This is a genomic window from Nonomuraea sp. B5E05, from assembly GCF_039880665.1.
GTDB lineage: Bacteria > Actinomycetota > Actinomycetes > Streptosporangiales > Streptosporangiaceae > Nonomuraea.
Map to the genome: position 1 here is coordinate 19,550 of NZ_JBDPMJ010000039.1, position 15,317 is coordinate 34,866.

Consider the following 15,317-nt stretch of genomic DNA (forward strand, 5'->3'; position numbering starts at 1 on the left):
CTGGTCATCAACCAGCAGACCGCGATGGAGACCGGCCCGGTCAGTAAGGTTCACCTCACCGAATCCTTCCGCGGCCAGGCTGCCACCCTGGAACGGCTCCGCGTCAACCGTCAGCTCGACGAAGCGCTGGCACGCGGTCCGGACCCGCTGCACCTGGCCGCGGTGTTCGGCCTCGACCCCAAGACCGCCATCCGCTACGCCGACTCCGCGCGGCGCCTCCTGACGAGTACGGCAGAAGAACAGGACCCCGCCGGTTCAGGCGAACCCAAGGGTCGAAACCATCCTGAAGCCTGAAGACCCTTGGGTTCAGCGTGAGGAACCCTCGGTTCGGCTGAACTCTGGGATTTCCGGGCCCTCCGCTCGTGTCCGTGTCACCAGCCGCAAAGTAGCTGTGAGTAACCAGGGGCTCCTGGACGGCGTGGAAGTAACCCTTCTCCGCGCCGATCAACCGGCCGCCGTCAGCGCGGGAACCCCGGCCTTGATCACCGGGATGAGGCCGACGTTGCACGCGCGCGCCACCGTCCCCCTGGTGACAGCGACCCGAGTGGAGGGCCATAGAAGAACGTACGCGGCGCCGGCGTCCCGGACGAGCCGTGGCCGGTCGTCCTCACATGCCGAGCAAGGGGAGAACGCGGGCGGCGAACCGTTCCAGGGCCGCGTGATGGTCGTCGGCGGCCAGGCGGATGACGAGGTGCCGGGCCCCTGCCCCGACGTAGTGGTTCAGCCAGGCGGCGGCGTCCCCTGGAGGGCCGGCGAACATGGCCTGGATCTTCTCCACCTGTTCCAACGGGGCGTTGTAGTAACGCTCGATGCTCTTGCGCAGAAGCTTGCGCGCGTGCTGGGGATCGTCGTCAAGGCAGAGTGTCGCGTACAGGGCGGCGGTAACCGGACGGGACGCCAGCCGGTGGACGGCCGCCCGCTCGCGAGCGTAGTCGGCGACGTCAGGCGGATAGGGCAACCAGCCGTCGCCCAGGCGGGCCACCCGCCGCAGGGCGGATTCGCCGCTTCCCGCCAGCCAGATCGGCGGGCCGCCGGGACGGGCCGGAGCGGGCGCGAGAGTGACCCCGCTGAAGTCGAAGTGCCGGCCGGTGAACGACACGTCCTTGCCGCTCCACAACCGCCGCATCACCTCGATCGACTCCTCGAGACGGCTGAAGCGGGTCCGGAAGGGGACGCCGATCGTGTCGAACTGCGCCTGGGTGCCGGCGGTGGGGAAGCCGGCTCCCATCCCGACGATCAGCCGTCCGCCGGCGAGCCGGTCCAGCGTGGCGAGCTGGTGCGCCAACAGGATCGGATGCCGGAGTGCGGGCAGCATCGTCGCGGTGCCGATCGTGAGCCGCGGTGCGGCGACGGCGACGGCGGACAGCAGGAGCAGGGGATCGGCGCGGGGCCGGGTGAGAGGGCTGTCTCCGGTCCAGACGGAATCGAACCCGAGGACGTCGGCGTGGCGGGCATGCTCGATCAGCCGGGCCAGGTCGTCGTCACCGCCCGCGGCCCGGTCGCGGGTCGGCAACAGGTAACCGATCTTCACCTCGGCCACGTCGCACCTCTCTTCACGGGATCTCGTTCTCGGCATCGGGTCAGGAGCCGCTTGCGTCCCGCAGGAGGACGTCCGCCAGGGCGCGCGGTGCGGTGACCATGGCGTCGTGACCGGCGTCCAGGACCGTGGCCGCCCAGCCATGCTCGTCGGCGAGCCGGGCGAACGGCATGGGGCCACCGGGCGTGCAGAGCACCGCGCGGCACGGGATCGCGTCGACGGCCCCGGACAACCGGGCCGGCTCGGAGAACGTTCGCCGCGGATGGGGCGTCAGCTTGGATTCCAGCCATGCGACCTGGTCCGGTTCTGTCACGCCGACGGTGGCCGCGGGGGCGGGCGTGATGAGGCCGTCGACGGTGACCGATTCGATCCAGTCGCGGAAAAAGGCGGGGGCCAGGTCGTCCAGCGACTCCCCGTCCCGGCCCGCCCAGGCGTCGACCATGGTGATGCGGGAGACACGTTCCGGCATGCGGTCGGCGGCCTCGCGCACGACGAGACCGGCGTAGCTGTGCCCGACGAGCACGACGTCCCGGAGATCCTCGTACATCAGCAGGCCCAGGACGTCGTCCGCGTGCGTCCGCAGGCCGATCTCGGGCCCCGCCAGGTGGGCGCGCTCACCGAGGCCGGTCAGCGTCGGGGTGTGGACCTCGTGCCCGGCCGCCCGCAACCGCGCGGCCACGCCGCGCCAGCACCAGCCGCCGTGCCAAGCACCATGAACCAGCACGTACGTCGTCATCGCGCCGCCTCTTCCGCACGCTCGCGCCAGGCGGTGAACTTCGCCGCCGCGGTCTCGGTGGACAGTCCTAGCTGCTCGCACATCAGATGGAAGTCGAAGAAGAACCGCTCATGGGCGATCAGCCCGTCCCGCACGGTCCAGTGGCAGGCGAACGGCAGTGCGAAGGACCTGCCCGTGGGTTCGATCCCCACCAGGCTCTCCATCATGGTGGCCCGGACCGTCCCGGCGCCGACGGCCAGCTCACCGGCCTCGACGAGGTACTCCAACTCCACGCCGTAGTCGGGGAAGGTACGCAGGAACGCGGTGTTCTGCCGGGCGACCTCGTCCCAGCCGGTCGCGACGGCCCGGAAGGCGATCGTCTCGAAGACGACGTCCGGGTGACAGAACCGCATCGCCGCCGGGATGTCGGCACGGCTCTTCGCCCGTGCGTAGGCCCGTACGACCTCGGTCGGCGTGATGTGCTTCTCGGACATCCCCATGTCTCCTCGTCTCACGCGGGCTCACCGACGGCGAGCACGATCTTGCCGGTGGTGTGGCCGTCGGCGATGCGGTCGTGGGCCGCGGCCGCCTGCGCCAGCGGGAAGACCGCGTCGACATGCACTTTGAGCCGCCCACCGGCGACGAGCTCGGCCAGCGCGCCGAGCCCCGCCCCGTCGGGGTCGACGAGGTAGTCCACGGCGCGCACGCCGAGCTCGCGGGCACGCTCGTGCAACCCCGGAGTCCAGGCCGCCTGGCCGCTGACCAGGACACCGCCCGGCCGCAGGCATTCCAGCGCCGCGAGCCCCGCCCGGCCGCCGAACATCTGGATGACGACGTCCACGTCCCGCACTGCGGCGGACACCTCGGCCGTGGTGTAGTCGATCACCTCGTCCGCGCCCAATCCGCGGACGAAGGCGTGTTTGGCGGCGCTCGCGGTGCCGGTCACGTGCGCGCCGCGGGCCTTGGCGATCTGGACCGCCAGGTGCCCCACGCCTCCGGCCGCGCCCGCGACCAGGACCCGCTGTCCGGGCGCGATGGCGGCGACCTCGACGAGCATCTGCCACGCCGTCAGGCCGGCCAGCGGCAGCGCCGCGGCCTCGGTGAAGGCCAGGCCCTCCGGCATGCGGGCGAAATGACGGGCGGGGGCGGTGACGTACTCGGCGTAGCCGCCCGCCGCGCGGGGGAACCACGGCATTCCGAAAACCCTGTCGCCCGGCTGGAACCGGGGCGTGCCGTAGCCGGTCTCCACCACCTCCCCGGCGACGTCCCAGCCGTTGATGAACGGCAGGTCGAGCACCCGGTTGTACGCCTGCCCGCGGCGTGTGTAGACGTCCACCGGGTTGACCCCGGCCGCCACGACCTTGACGAGCACCTCGCCGAAGACCGGCGCCGGTCTCGCCACCTCGACCAGCGCCATGGTCTCGGTGTCGCCCCACGCCGATAGTTGTATCGCCTGCATGAGCGTTCCTCCTGGAAATATCCCTAAGGAGGGTACATACATACTGCATGTATGTAAATGCGCACGCGGCCTGCCAAGGCGCATCGGCAGTCGGCTCGACACCCAGCCGGGACTACGAGGCGGCCGGATCCATTTCAGCGACACCACGATCACGCTGGACCGGGTAAGTCTTCGCGGTGGCAAAGAGGCGGTGAGCACCCTGCCGCGGCGACCAGCGATCTGATCTATGCCCAGAGTCGAACCTTCAACCCATCTGAGCATGCCGAGTCGGGGGTACGCTGCCGATGGTCAAGCCGCGCGTCAACTTCGACCTGGTCGGTCCAGCGGATGTGCGCTCCGGTCGGGGGGGTGCCGATGGGTGGGCTCTGGGAACGTGGGGTGGTGCGGGTTGGGTTGCGGGGCGGATCCGGGTCTTCACCGATGAGGGGACACCGCTCGAGGTCGGAAGCCCTCGTGTGCGCATGGCGCTGTCCCTGCTCGCCCTGCAGCCGGGACAAGTGGTGCCCGCCGAGACGTTGATCGAGCCGCAGGATGACCTCCGAACACCCCTCGTGGTCCCGGCATGTCAGGAGACTCGCGGTCCGGCCTCGGTAACCCGCACCGCCTCGGCATATCCCGTCGGCTGCTTGCCCTTGAAGACGACCTCGCAGGCGTACGTGGTCTTCGCGTTCAACGGCACGAGCACGGCCTCTGGGATGTCGTTGCAGAGGGCATAGTCGATGCTGTCGCGGTAGTTGCCGTAGAGCAGGCGCGCGACGCCGTCGCGGGTGAGGATTCCCTGCGCGGGACCGCCTCATATTCCACCCGGTTGTCCGAGAGGACGGACTTCTCGCCGATGTTCACGTCCCACACCACCTCAAGCCCTTCGTAGGTGGTCTTGCACGTGACCCGTGTACCGTTCTTCGGCGCCACCTTCTTGGGGCACCGGGCGGTGACTTCGCCCGCGGCCTTGGCCATTGCAAGGGTCTTGCGGCGCAATTCGTACGCCAGATTCTCGCTCAACGTGGCGTCGTCGGCAGGAGACGGCTCCTCCTTCGGCATCGCGGGCGGTTCGGACAGCTTCTGCGGAAGCACGGTGGCAGCCGATGCCGGCCAGGCAGCGGCGTCGTCGGAGCCGGGGCCCTCGCCCGCGCACCCCGTGACCAGCAGGCCCACGAGGCCGAACATTGGGGCCGCGGGTGCGTGTCAGCCCAGTGCTTTGCGCAGCAGCGCCGTCAACTGATCCTGTTCGTCGGGTGAGAGCCGTCCGACCGCCGTACGGGCGAAGGTGAAGGCCGTGGCGAACCGCTGGTTGATCTCGTCTCCTCGGGGAGTTCGCGCGACGAGTCGTGCGCGGCGGTCCCGGGGATTCGGTTCGCGGGTCACGAGGCCGAGCGCTTCGAGACGCACGACGATCTGGGTGATGTTGGAGGCGAGATCGCCGAACGATCCCTTCGCGCGATCAAAAACTCGGGACGGATCGCCTGGCCGAACGGTGTCCTGCCCGTGCTCGCGACGTCGCCTGGCGCGCCGGTGTCCTACTACGACGGGGATCGGAGCCGCACCACCACCGATCGGCTGAACGCGATCATCCAGGCGAGTTCCTTCGAGGTCCACGTCGCCCGAACCTTCCCGATGGAGCGAGTCGAGGACGCGCATCGCGCCCTGAACGATCACTATGTCGGGAAGCTGGCCCTCAAGGTCGGACAGGAAGCACGCCGTGAGCTTCCGTACCCGGTCCCAGCCGTCTGACCGGCCCCTGTCATCGCGGCGGGCCTGAGCGACCACGCGCTGTTCGGTGGACGCGATCAGGTCGAACGCGAGATCAGCCCGGAACGGGTGGGTCGGATGGCTGGCCGCCCGGAGGCGACGGCTGCCAGGCGATCACTTCCTGGCGTTCGCCGGCCGCCAGCGGTCGCCACGTGGTCGATGCCCCGCAGGCCGGCGACGTCATCAAGGTGAGCGGTCTTGATGACCACTGGCGCGACCACCTGCTGGGTGCCGTGCGCCCATGACACCCGTCTTGGGGGCGAGTGGCCCGCCACACTGGCGATGGCGGGCCTCGCGTCCACGGGTCAGGAGGCCGCGACGGCGCAGCCTGCCGCTTCCGCGGCTGCGCGTACCTGCCCCTCCTCGACAGGACCGTCGGTGAGAATGCTCACCCGCCCCTCCCCTGGATCGATCTCCACCGCCAGCGTGCGCGACGCCTTCTCCAGCTGGTGCAGCGTCGAGAGTCGCTCCTTCTCCGCCTTACGCTTCGCCGTGTTCAGCAGCCGGGTGGCCATGAGGACCTGGAACAGGTCCATGGCCTCGTGGGCGTTGAGGGGGCGATTGGACGACAGTACGTGACATCGGGGGCACAATCCCGGCGGTGTGATCACGGCGGGAGGTCGCGCCAGCGTTCGGCCGACGCCAGAGCGTCCAGGCTGATCCGCTCCAGGAACGCACCGCCCCTGGCCAGGCGGCGTCCCACGGGCGTGTCGAGCCCGAGCGTCTGCCCCGCCGCCTTCGTGATCTCCGCCGCCGCGAGCGTCTGCCGCGAGCTGATCACTGTCGAGTGGTACCAGGCGTCGTCGTCGACCACGTAGATGTCGCGCCGCCGCTGCGGATCACGCTCGCGCCTGATCAGGCCCTGCTGGGTCAGGTAGCCCACCGCCATGGAGATCGAGGCGGGACTGACTTTCAGCCCGCGCGACAGCTCGGCTGCGGTGAGCCTGCCGTCCTCGCTCAGCCACAGGCTGATGAGCACGCGCGCCATCATCTTCGGCAGGCCCATTCCGATCGCCATCTCGACGGCTCCTTCTTCCACCTCGAAAATCTTGCGGTCCCGGGGTTCGGCCTCGGGCGAACGGGCCGGGGTGCCGCGCCGCGCCCGCCGCGCTGCCGCCTGGTGTGCCCGCTCGGGGCGGTAGTCGCTGGGGCCGCCGTTGCGGCCGATCTCCCGGCTGATCGTCGAGGTCGGCCGGTCCAGTCGCCTGGCGATCTCGGCGTACGAACGCCCTTCGGCGAGGCCGGTCGCGATGCGCTGGCGGTCCTGCCGGGTCAACCTTCCTTCTGGCATGACGCCAGTATTGCGTTCGGCGTCACACAACGCAACGAATCATTGCGTTCGCTTGCAGCGTCAACGCATCAATATATTGGCTTCTACCTGCGATTATATCTATCGATTGATTGACAGAATTTCTGAATGCAACGTAGCTTTCAATCATGTCGAACACGTACTATCGCGATGAGCCGGTCACCCCTTCCCTCGACCGCGCACCCGGCTGTCCCTTCGATCCCGCCCCGTCGCTCACCGCCCTACGCGCAGAGCAGCCGATCGCCCGCCTGGCCGCGCCCGAGGGCGCCCCAGGCGTCTGGATGATCACTGGATACGACCTGGTCCGCCAGATCCTCGCCGACCCGCGCTTCAGCTCCCGCTACGAAACCCACTACCACCCCCTGGCGGGCGGGCACCTGCCGCCCGCCCCCGTCGGCGACCTGACCGGCATGGACGCACCCCAGCACACCCGCTTCCGCAAACTACTGGCGGGCAAGTTCACCGTCCGCAGGATGAGCCTGCTCACCGAGCGGGTCACCGAGATCACCCGTGAGCGGCTCGACGCGATGGAGCGGCAGGGGCCGCCCGCCGACCTCGTCGAGGTCTTCGCGCAGCCGGTTCCCGCGCTGATGATCTGTGAGCTGCTCGGGGTGCCGTACGAGGACCGCGACCGGTTCCAGAGCTCCACCCGGGCGCTGTCGGACGCCGGAACAGCTGAGCACCAGTACGCCGCCTTCGTCGAGCTCGGCACCTACCTGCGAGAACTCGTGCTCGCCAAGCGGGCCAAGCCCACCGACGACCTGCTCAGCGACCTGGCCACCGGCGGCGACCTGACCGACGAGGAGCTCGGCGGCGTGGCCGCCTTCCTGCTCGGCGCCGGGCTCGACACCACCGCCAACATGCTCGCGCTCGGCACCTTCGCCCTGCTGCGCAACCCGGCCCAGCTCACCGCCCTGCGCGGCGACCCCGACCTGGCCGTCGGCGCCGTAGAGGAACTGCTGCGTTATCTGTCCGTCGCCGCCACCGGTATGCGCGGCGTGCTGGAGGACGTGGAGCTCGGCGGCAGGCAGCTCAAGGCGGGCGACACGGTCGTCATCGCGATCAACGCCGCCAACAGGGACCCGGCCAGGTTCGCAGGCCCCGACGTACTCGATCTACGCCGCTCGGCCGCCGGGCATCTGGCCTTCGGCCACGGTGTCCATCAGTGCCTCGGTCAGCAGCTTGCCCGCATCGAGATGCGGGTCGCGTTTCCCGCGCTGCTCATCCGCTTCCCGACGCTGCGGCTCGCCGTACCGGCTGAAGAGCTGTCGCTGCGCACCGACCCCTCGCAGGTGTACGGCGTGAGCAGCCTGCCCGTCACCTGGGATCGGGGGTGAACGCGATGCGAACCTTCGTCTCGGTGACAGGGCTGCGTAAGTCCTACGGCGCCCACCACGTTCTGGACGGCATCGACCTCACCATCCCGCAGGGCACCGTCTTCTCGCTGCTCGGCCCGAACGGCGCGGGCAAGACCACCATTGCTGGCCGGGCAGCCCACGGGAGCCGGCTTCGCGGCGGCGGCGCTGTGGAGCACGGCCATCGCGTTGGGCGGATACCTGTGGGCACGCAGTCTCTACAACCGGTGAGGGCAGACGTGTTCCAAACGCATTCTTCCAGCACTTGGCCTGCTGGTTCTCGCTCCGCTGGTCGGCGAGTATCTGCTTGGCGACATCGCCGTCAACGCCCTCCCGATCATCACCGGCCGGTGCGTGATCTGGCCGGCCGAGGCGCCGCCGCGGCGTTCGGCTACGGCCGGACCTGCCGCGGCTGACGTGGTGCCGGAAAGAGGGCGCGGAAGTTGCGGACCAGCGGGTTGGGATCACCTGTACGCCAGGTCACGTCCAGCGTGACGACCCGGGTCGGCGGTGAAAGCGGGCGGAATACCACGTCGCCGCGCCGCAGCCGGGCCACCGACTCGGGCACGATGGACACACCGATCCCCGCCGCCACCAGCCCCACGATGGTCTGCATCTGCACCGCCTCCTGCACGATCACCGGCTCAAACCCGGCCGCCAGGGCGACGGAGGTGATCCGGTCGTACAGAGCGGGTCCATACCGCCTCGGGAACATGACGAACGGCTCCCTGGCCAGGGCGGCGGCCGGGAGCGACCCACGCGTGGCAAGCGCGTGGTCGGCCGGCAGGGCGGCGAGGAGCAGTTCGCGGGCCACGGTGCGGGTGGTCAGAACCTCGGCGGCGGGGCCGGCGAGCGGAGCGTGCAGGAGGCCCACATCGAGCAGCCCCTGCCGCAGTTCCTCGGCCTGATGCGCGGTGGCCAGCTCGCGCAGCTCGACCTGGACGCCCGGATAGCGGGCGCGGAAGCGGCGCAGCACTTTCGGCAGCGTGATGTTCGTGGCCGACCCGACGAACCCGATCACCAGCCGCCCCGCCTCTCCTCTGCCCACACGGCGGGCCGATTCGGCGGCAAGAGCGGCGTGGGCCAGGCTCGTGCGGGCCTCGGCGACGAAGGCCTCACCCGCTGGGGTGAGGCGTACCTGCCTGGTCGTGCGCTCGAACAGGCGCACCCCTAGCTCCTCTTCCAGCCTGCCGATCTGCTGACTGAACGGCGGCTGCCGCACGCCCTCCCGGAGCGCCGCCCGGCCGAAGTTGAGCTCCTCGGCGAGCGCCACCGCGTAGCGCAACTGCTGCAGATTCATATGCCATCGATATTAATCGAGTCCTATATCGCTCTGGATGCCCCGTAATCGACACGGGCAGCGAGGGTGGCCTCATGATGAAGTCGACGATTGTCGGGCTTACTCTCCTTGGTGCGCTTCACCATGGCTGGGAGGACTTCAGGACGGAGCGGCCCCTGTATGTGTCAGGGACGGTGACGGAGGTCCGGTGGGGCAACCCGCACCCGGAGATCCGGCTGCGGGTGACGGTCCCCGTACGGCTGCCGTCCGGGTTGGCTGAGCGCTCCATTCCGGCCGAGTTGGAGGAGCTCGGAGGACGGGACGTGCTGCGGCGCACCCAGGCGTACGACGGCCAGGACGACGAGGTGGTGCTGATCCTCGCCCCGATCGAACGGCTGACGGCCTGGGGTATGCCGGACCGGGTGAACCAGGGCGAGCGGCTCGAGGCAGTGGGGTACACCCATCGCGAGCATGCGGAGGAGTTCCGGCCGGAGCTCCTGATCAGGCAGGACGGGCGGGCGATCAGGCAGCGCTCGGTGCCTTTGCCGGAAGGCCCTCCCCCGACGTCTCCCGGCTCCGAGACCGGACCCACGGCCGGCGACCACGGCAGCGACGACCTGGCGACCGGCTCCGACATCGGCAGCGGTGCCGGACCATTGCCCTGGCTCGTCGCAGGCGTCCTCGTGGCCGCCGGTACCGCGGTGGTGGTTGTGCGCATCAGGAGGAAGGGCGGCAAGGGGGTATGAGACCGCTCGCCCTTGGTGCGATGGACGTGCTCATGTGGCTGGAGGGAACCTGGGTCGCGGAGTTCGTAAGGGTGACCCCGTGGGTCTACTCCTCCTTGGAGATCGTGCACCTTCTGGGGCTGGCGCTGTTGGTCGGTCCTGCCGCGCTCTTCGACCTGCGGCTGCTCGGCGCGGGCCGGGACGCGATCTCGGTGCCGACGGCGGCACGGCGGCTGCTGCCGGTGGCCCGCGCCGGGCTCGCCGCCGCGGCTGTGTCCGGGACGGCGATGTTCACGTCGGGCGCCAAGGAGATCGCGAGCACCGGCGCCGCGCCGGTAAAACTGGTCCTGCTGGTGGTGGCCGGGTTGAACATCGCGGTGTTCCACCTCGGCGTCTATCGCCGCGTGGGCTCGTGGGACGGCCACCGCCGCGCGCCGGCGGCGGCCAGGGCTGCGGGCGCCGTCTCACTCGTCACGTGGGCAGGGGTGGTCGCCTGCGGGCGGCTGATCGCCTACACCTGACCGGCCCGCGTTCGACCGGAACTCCCTCGGCGACGTCGAGATCCACGTCGCGGCGGGACCGGGCCGAGCGACGCATCCGTCGGTCCGCGTGCGACTGGACGGTGGTGAAGCCGTCGGGTCATACGGTGGTTCCCGTCGAAGACCACACGTTGCAACGAGGCGCCGCTCGGGACGGCTCCGGTCAGCGTGGCTCCGAGGTGGCGCATGGAGGTACGTACGGCCGGCGTTCCGAGACGCAAGTCAGTGGGGCGGGCGGATAGGTTCCGTGGGTGAGGCCTGCGGCGCTGTCCAACTGGCGAGGAGTCTGAGGCGGTCCTCCGAGGGGGTGCCCGGCTCGGCCGTGTAGATGACCAGGTCGTGGACGGCCCGCTGAGGCAGGGGCAGGTTCAGCGAGCGGAAGGTCATCTCCAGACGGCCGACTTCGGGATGGTCCAGCCGCTTGACGCCTTCGTGACGGATTCGGACGTCGTGACTGGCCCACATGGTGCGGAAGTCAGGGCTGAGCGTGGACAGCTCGCCGACGAGCTCACGCAGGGCCCGGTCGTGAGGTGCACGTCCGGCTTCGGCGCGGAGCACTGCGACCGTGGCCCTGGCGCCTTCCTCCCAGTCGACGAAGAAGCCGGAGGAGCCGGGGTCGAGGAAGAAGTAACGAGGGAAATTGGCGCAGCCCCGGTCGCCGGTGGTACCGCTGTCGAACATCGGTGAGTACAGGGCCCTGCACAGCGGGTTGCTCGCGACGATGTCCAGACGGCCGTTGCGTACGAAGGCGGGGGCCATGGTCATGGAGTCCACCATCCATTGGACGGAAGACGGGATCTTGACGTCCTTGCGGCGGTGCGACCTGCGGACGGCGGGGCGAGCCGCTCTGGCCAGATCGAGCAGGTAGGTGCGCTCGTCCTCATTGAGGAGCAATGCCTGCGCGACCGCTTCCAGCACGCTCTCGGAGAGGCCGCTGATGTGGCCCTTCTCCAGCCGCGTGTACCACTCAGTGCTCACGCCGGCGAGGGCCGCGACCTCCTCGCGCCGTAGTCCAGGAACCCGTCGGCGTCGGCTGGTGGGCAGTCCGACCCGCTCCGGGGCGAGCTTGGCGCGTCGGCTGGTGAGGAAGCCGCGGATGTCCGAGCGGTTGTCGGTGGAATCACCGGTGTGGTTTTCGAACGGAGGTTCCATTCGTCCACAGTACCCATGGTCCGGCCGATAGAGAGGTTGTGCTTATACCCCCATAAACGCGACCTGGCCTGCCTTCGACGGCGCCGGTTCCATGGGGTCGGCGGACTTGAACGGCACTCCTTCATCGCGGGCCGCCGTCCGCCGATTCCCGTCCACACCCCAGGAGCATGACCATGGCCAGCAAGACCGTACTGATCACCGGCGCGACCAGCGGTATCGGCGCCCACACCGCGCGGTTGCTCCTCGACCGCGGCCACCGTGTGGCGGTCACCGGCCGCGACGAGAGCAAACTGAAGACTTTCCTCGACGAGGCCGGCCACCCCGACCGGCTGCTGGGTCTGGTCGCGGACGCGGCGGACTGGCAGGCCACCGAGTCGGTCGTGACCCGCACCGTGGAGCATTTCGGTGCCCTTGACGCGGCGGTGGCGAACGCCGGATTCATGTCCGGCGACTCCATCGGGGCCGGCGACCCGACGTCGTGGGCGCCGATGGTTCTCACCAACGTCCTCGGCCCCGCCCTGCTGGCCCATGCCGCCCTGCCCCACCTTGAGGCCGCCGGCGGACGGCTGGTGCTCATCGGCAGCGTCGCCGGGCTGAAGAACTCTCCCGCCAATCTCTACTCGGCCACCAAGTGGGCTACCACCGGACTCGCCGAGAACCTGCGCCTGCACGCCACGACCCGCGGCATCGGTGTCACTCTTGTCAACCCCGGCATGATCGACACCCCGTTCTGGCAAGGCGCCGGCGTGCCCCCCTTCGCCCTGCCTCCCCAGCCCATCGCCGAGGCCATCTGCTTCGCCCTCGACCAGCCGGCAGGCGTCGACCTCAACACCCTGACCGTCCGGCCCATGGGCCAGCCCGTCTGACCACGCTCGGTTGTCACACCACGTCGCTCACTCTCTCGGAGCTTTCCTTGCATGTCTTGTCACGGGTGGGTCCAGTCTGACCGGTACCAGGCGATGGACTGGCTCCACGAAGTGACCGACGACCTGGAGAAGCAGGTGTTCGACGAGGTCGCCACACTGCTGAACCTCAAAGTGGACGTCCGGTGGCCCGCCGGGCTTTCAGCCACAGTCCGGTCGTGACCAGCCAGGGCAGGGCCAGCAGGGCCGCCCAGGCGATCGCTTGCCAAAACCGTACCGGGGCGGAGCCGGAGAGCTCGACCGCCGCCCATTGGAGCAGTCCCGCCAGTACGGGCAGCACGAAGAAGCCCAGCCACGCCGCCACGACGAGCCAGCCGCCCACACATACCCAGCGGAACCAGCGCCCGGCCCGCAGATCGCGCGGGTCGGCGGTCCTCAGCTCCGACGCCTCTTCCTCACGCAGCCGGCCGAAGGCCTGCCTCAGGAGGAGCGTCTTGACCCGCCACAGGTCCTTGCACCCGAGCCAGGTGATCAGCACCGCGTACAGGTCGGTACGCAGGAATACCATGCACTGAAAGGCCATCTGGAAGATCAGTGTGTACGCCACCGCGGCCAACACCGGATGCTCGGCGGCCATTCGCCAGCCGAGCACCACCGCCAGCATCACCGAGTCCGCGGCGAGGCCGGCCAGCAGCGGTCCGTACCGCTGTCGTCGCGGCACCGACCAGAGCAGCGACAAGTCGGTCTCGTAGACCACGAACATGAGCCGCCGGTCCAGCCCGAAGCGCGCGGGTATGTTCAGGGACCGAGCCGCGAGCCAGTGCCAGATCTCGTGCACCACGACGAGCGCCAGCCACAGCGGGTAGAACAGCAGCGCGCTGAGGCCGACGTCGGGCAGGGCGAAGGCGTCCCGGCCGGGATCCGGACGCAGCGGCGGCACCGCGATCAGCGCGGCCAGGCAGAAGAGCGCCGCGGCGGCGTACAGGATCCAGGCGGTGCGGCCGAACAGCGGGCGCACCAGTGCGGGCCGCGGCCCCCGCAGCCACCGGCGGCCCTGGACGGGTGCCGTGGCGACCGGCACGCTCTCCCCCTGCCCCGCCACGAAACCCAGCTCGCGCAGGGTCTCGACGAACGCGGGCACATCGACGGGCTCGCCCGCGAACGCCTCGGCCCGTGCGGCGGCCTCGTCGAAGCTCGCGCCGTCGCGCAGCGCCGCGATCACTACGCCGCCGACGGCCGGGATGGACACGAACGTGCCCGTCTCCGGATCCCCGACCAGCACCTCCTCGCCCTCCTCCAGGAGGCTGAGCGGGCGTAACCGTACGGTCTGGGCGGTCATCGCGGGCACACCGGACAGTCCGGGTCGGCGTTGAACGGCTGGCGCACGGGGGTCAGCCCCGCGCGCAGGTCGAGCTTGACGAACGCGCCGGCTGCCTGCGGCTCCTCGAACCCCGTGAGGTAGCGCAGTGCCTCGTAGGCGACCAGCGAGCCGATCTGCGCGGCCATCGGGGCGATGAGCAGGTTCTGCTCGCTGATGCGGGCCCTGCTGCGCTCGACGAAACCTCCCGCCGTGGGCTCATCCGCGGCGGGCCGGTCCCGCCAGTCGCACTGCACGCAGGGGCTGCGGCCGGGATCCACGGAGTAGTACGTGATCTGGGAGCGGGTCATGCCGCCCACGACGAGCGGGATCTTGGCGCGGACAGCGGCCGCGTTCATCCACAGGTGGGCCTCGGGATGCCCGTCGAGCCCGCCCACGATGACGTCGACGCCCTCCACCAGGTCTGTCAGGTCCTCCGGGCCCGAGATCCAGCGGTCCACGGCCCGTACGGTGATGCGCGGGTCGTAGGCGCGCACCCACTCCTCCGCGCACGTCACCTTGGACCTGCCGATGTCGGCGTGGTGGTAGAGGAACTGCCTGGCGAAGTTGCGGGACTCGACGTCGTCCCGGTCGACCAGAGTCATCCGCCCGACGCCCAGACCGGCCAGGCACTGAACGATCGAGCTGCCGCCGCCCCCGACGCCGAGCACCAGCACGTGCGCGCGCCGGACGGCGTTCACGAACTCCGCGCGGGGGCGGCCGAGGCGGGCGTACGTGCCGAAGAACGCGAGGTTGGAGAAGTGCCTGGCGTCCAGGTCGTGGTCACCCAGGCTGCCGTCGCCGTCCTCTTCGATCAGGCCGAGGGTGTCGAGTGCGGACACCGCGTCGCGCACCTCATCCTCCCCCAGTTCCACGCCGTCGGCCGCCAGTCGCTCGCGGAGTTCGGCAACCGTGGCCGGGTTCCCTTGCATCGCGGCGAACAGTGCGGCCACCCGGCCTTCAGGGTCGGCGAGGGTCACCACTTCGCGTGGGTCGGTGAGGAGGAACAGGTCCTGGCCCTGCGACTCCCACACGCAATCCTTCAGTACAACCCGCAACGCTGCTCCTCCATGTGGGAGGTGGGCGGGACCGCACGGATACCCCGGAGTGGCCCGGGCGACCCGCCCACACTTGGGATTAGATGGGGCCGTTCTGCGTGGCCTTGATCGCCTCGACCTTGCGGACTTCGATCTTCATGGGGACCTCCTCACCTCGGGTAGGGCTTACAGCGCGTCCAAATCTGGCTCCCGCAGCCATACAATCGCCACAGTCACGCCA

At 69.8% G+C, this 15,317-nt stretch carries 17 protein-coding genes and 1 pseudogene; 6 read left to right on the forward strand and 12 right to left on the reverse strand.

What is annotated here, in order from left to right; all coding sequences use genetic code 11:
* Window positions 1–24 precede the first annotated feature (24 nt).
* Entirely contained in the window at window positions 25–294 is a 270-nt protein-coding gene (locus ABGB01_RS41430; RefSeq protein ID WP_347779414.1) for a hypothetical protein, read from the forward strand.
* A gap of 313 nt (window positions 295–607) precedes the next feature.
* Here the strand turns inward: ABGB01_RS41430 and ABGB01_RS41435 are convergent, their stop codons facing one another.
* The 8 genes from ABGB01_RS41435 to ABGB01_RS41470 all read right to left on the reverse strand — a co-directional run bounded on the left by ABGB01_RS41435 (window position 608) and on the right by ABGB01_RS41470 (window position 6,751).
* Window positions 608–1,540, reverse strand: coding sequence for an LLM class flavin-dependent oxidoreductase (locus tag ABGB01_RS41435; protein WP_347779415.1), 933 nt, complete (start codon window positions 1,538–1,540; stop codon window positions 608–610).
* 40 nt (window positions 1,541–1,580) lie between these two features.
* The gene (locus ABGB01_RS41440) at window positions 1,581–2,273 is read right to left on the reverse strand and encodes an alpha/beta hydrolase family protein (protein WP_347622733.1); all 693 of its coding nucleotides are present in this window, start codon (window positions 2,271–2,273) and stop codon (window positions 1,581–1,583) included.
* Window positions 2,270–2,746: an ester cyclase gene (locus tag ABGB01_RS41445; RefSeq protein WP_347779416.1), complete on the reverse strand. Its 477-nt coding sequence runs from the start codon at window positions 2,744–2,746 to the stop codon at window positions 2,270–2,272. Before ABGB01_RS41445 ends, ABGB01_RS41440 begins: the two co-directional genes overlap by 4 nt.
* Window positions 2,747–2,763: 17 nt before the next feature.
* Complete coding sequence (locus ABGB01_RS41450) at window positions 2,764–3,711, reverse strand: NADP-dependent oxidoreductase (RefSeq protein WP_347779417.1); 948 nt, start codon at window positions 3,709–3,711, stop codon at window positions 2,764–2,766.
* 669 nt (window positions 3,712–4,380) lie between these two features.
* The gene (locus tag ABGB01_RS41455; protein WP_347779418.1) at window positions 4,381–4,866 is read right to left on the reverse strand and encodes a hypothetical protein; all 486 of its coding nucleotides are present in this window, start codon (window positions 4,864–4,866) and stop codon (window positions 4,381–4,383) included.
* A gap of 30 nt (window positions 4,867–4,896) precedes the next feature.
* Entirely contained in the window at window positions 4,897–5,478 is a 582-nt protein-coding gene (locus ABGB01_RS41460) for a hypothetical protein (protein WP_347779420.1), read from the reverse strand.
* A gap of 287 nt (window positions 5,479–5,765) precedes the next feature.
* Entirely contained in the window at window positions 5,766–5,996 is a 231-nt protein-coding gene (locus ABGB01_RS41465) for a heavy-metal-associated domain-containing protein (RefSeq protein WP_347779422.1), read from the reverse strand.
* 71 nt (window positions 5,997–6,067) lie between these two features.
* Entirely contained in the window at window positions 6,068–6,751 is a 684-nt protein-coding gene (locus tag ABGB01_RS41470) for a helix-turn-helix domain-containing protein (protein ID WP_347622739.1), read from the reverse strand.
* A gap of 146 nt (window positions 6,752–6,897) precedes the next feature.
* On the opposite strand from ABGB01_RS41470, the gene ABGB01_RS41475 reads away from it, so the two are divergent.
* Both ABGB01_RS41475 and ABGB01_RS41480 read left to right on the forward strand, forming a co-directional pair.
* The gene (locus ABGB01_RS41475; protein WP_347779424.1) at window positions 6,898–8,106 is read left to right on the forward strand and encodes a cytochrome P450; all 1,209 of its coding nucleotides are present in this window, start codon (window positions 6,898–6,900) and stop codon (window positions 8,104–8,106) included.
* Window positions 8,107–8,111: 5 nt separating this feature from the next.
* Window positions 8,112–8,249, forward strand: a pseudogene (locus tag ABGB01_RS41480) (ATP-binding cassette domain-containing protein); the annotation flags it as partial.
* 266 nt (window positions 8,250–8,515) lie between these two features.
* On the opposite strand, the gene ABGB01_RS41485 reads toward ABGB01_RS41480, so the two are convergent.
* Window positions 8,516–9,424 carry a LysR family transcriptional regulator gene (locus ABGB01_RS41485; protein WP_347779426.1) on the reverse strand — a complete coding sequence of 303 codons (909 nt, stop codon included), beginning with the start codon at window positions 9,422–9,424 and terminating at the stop codon, window positions 8,516–8,518.
* A 173-nt stretch (window positions 9,425–9,597) separates the two neighbouring features.
* On the opposite strand from ABGB01_RS41485, the gene ABGB01_RS41490 reads away from it, so the two are divergent.
* Both ABGB01_RS41490 and ABGB01_RS41495 read left to right on the forward strand, forming a co-directional pair.
* Complete coding sequence (locus ABGB01_RS41490) at window positions 9,598–10,149, forward strand: hypothetical protein (protein WP_347779428.1); 552 nt, start codon at window positions 9,598–9,600, stop codon at window positions 10,147–10,149.
* Window positions 10,146–10,649, forward strand: a complete 504-nt coding sequence (locus ABGB01_RS41495; protein ID WP_347779429.1) for a hypothetical protein — start codon at window positions 10,146–10,148, stop codon at window positions 10,647–10,649. Before ABGB01_RS41490 ends, ABGB01_RS41495 begins: the two co-directional genes overlap by 4 nt.
* 240 nt (window positions 10,650–10,889) lie before the next feature.
* Here ABGB01_RS41495 and ABGB01_RS41500 read toward each other — a convergent pair whose 3' ends face one another.
* The gene (locus ABGB01_RS41500) at window positions 10,890–11,819 is read right to left on the reverse strand and encodes a helix-turn-helix transcriptional regulator (protein ID WP_347779431.1); all 930 of its coding nucleotides are present in this window, start codon (window positions 11,817–11,819) and stop codon (window positions 10,890–10,892) included.
* Window positions 11,820–11,992: 173 nt separating this feature from the next.
* On the opposite strand from ABGB01_RS41500, the gene ABGB01_RS41505 reads away from it, so the two are divergent.
* The gene (locus tag ABGB01_RS41505) at window positions 11,993–12,685 is read left to right on the forward strand and encodes an SDR family NAD(P)-dependent oxidoreductase (RefSeq protein WP_347779433.1); all 693 of its coding nucleotides are present in this window, start codon (window positions 11,993–11,995) and stop codon (window positions 12,683–12,685) included.
* 166 nt (window positions 12,686–12,851) lie between these two features.
* Here the strand turns inward: ABGB01_RS41505 and ABGB01_RS41510 are convergent, their stop codons facing one another.
* Window positions 12,852–14,021 carry a hypothetical protein gene (locus ABGB01_RS41510; RefSeq protein ID WP_347779434.1) on the reverse strand — a complete coding sequence of 390 codons (1,170 nt, stop codon included), beginning with the start codon at window positions 14,019–14,021 and terminating at the stop codon, window positions 12,852–12,854.
* Window positions 14,018–15,097, reverse strand: coding sequence for a ThiF family adenylyltransferase (locus tag ABGB01_RS41515; RefSeq protein ID WP_347779435.1), 1,080 nt, complete (start codon window positions 15,095–15,097; stop codon window positions 14,018–14,020). Before ABGB01_RS41515 ends, ABGB01_RS41510 begins: the two co-directional genes overlap by 4 nt.
* Window positions 15,098–15,317 lie beyond the last annotated feature (220 nt).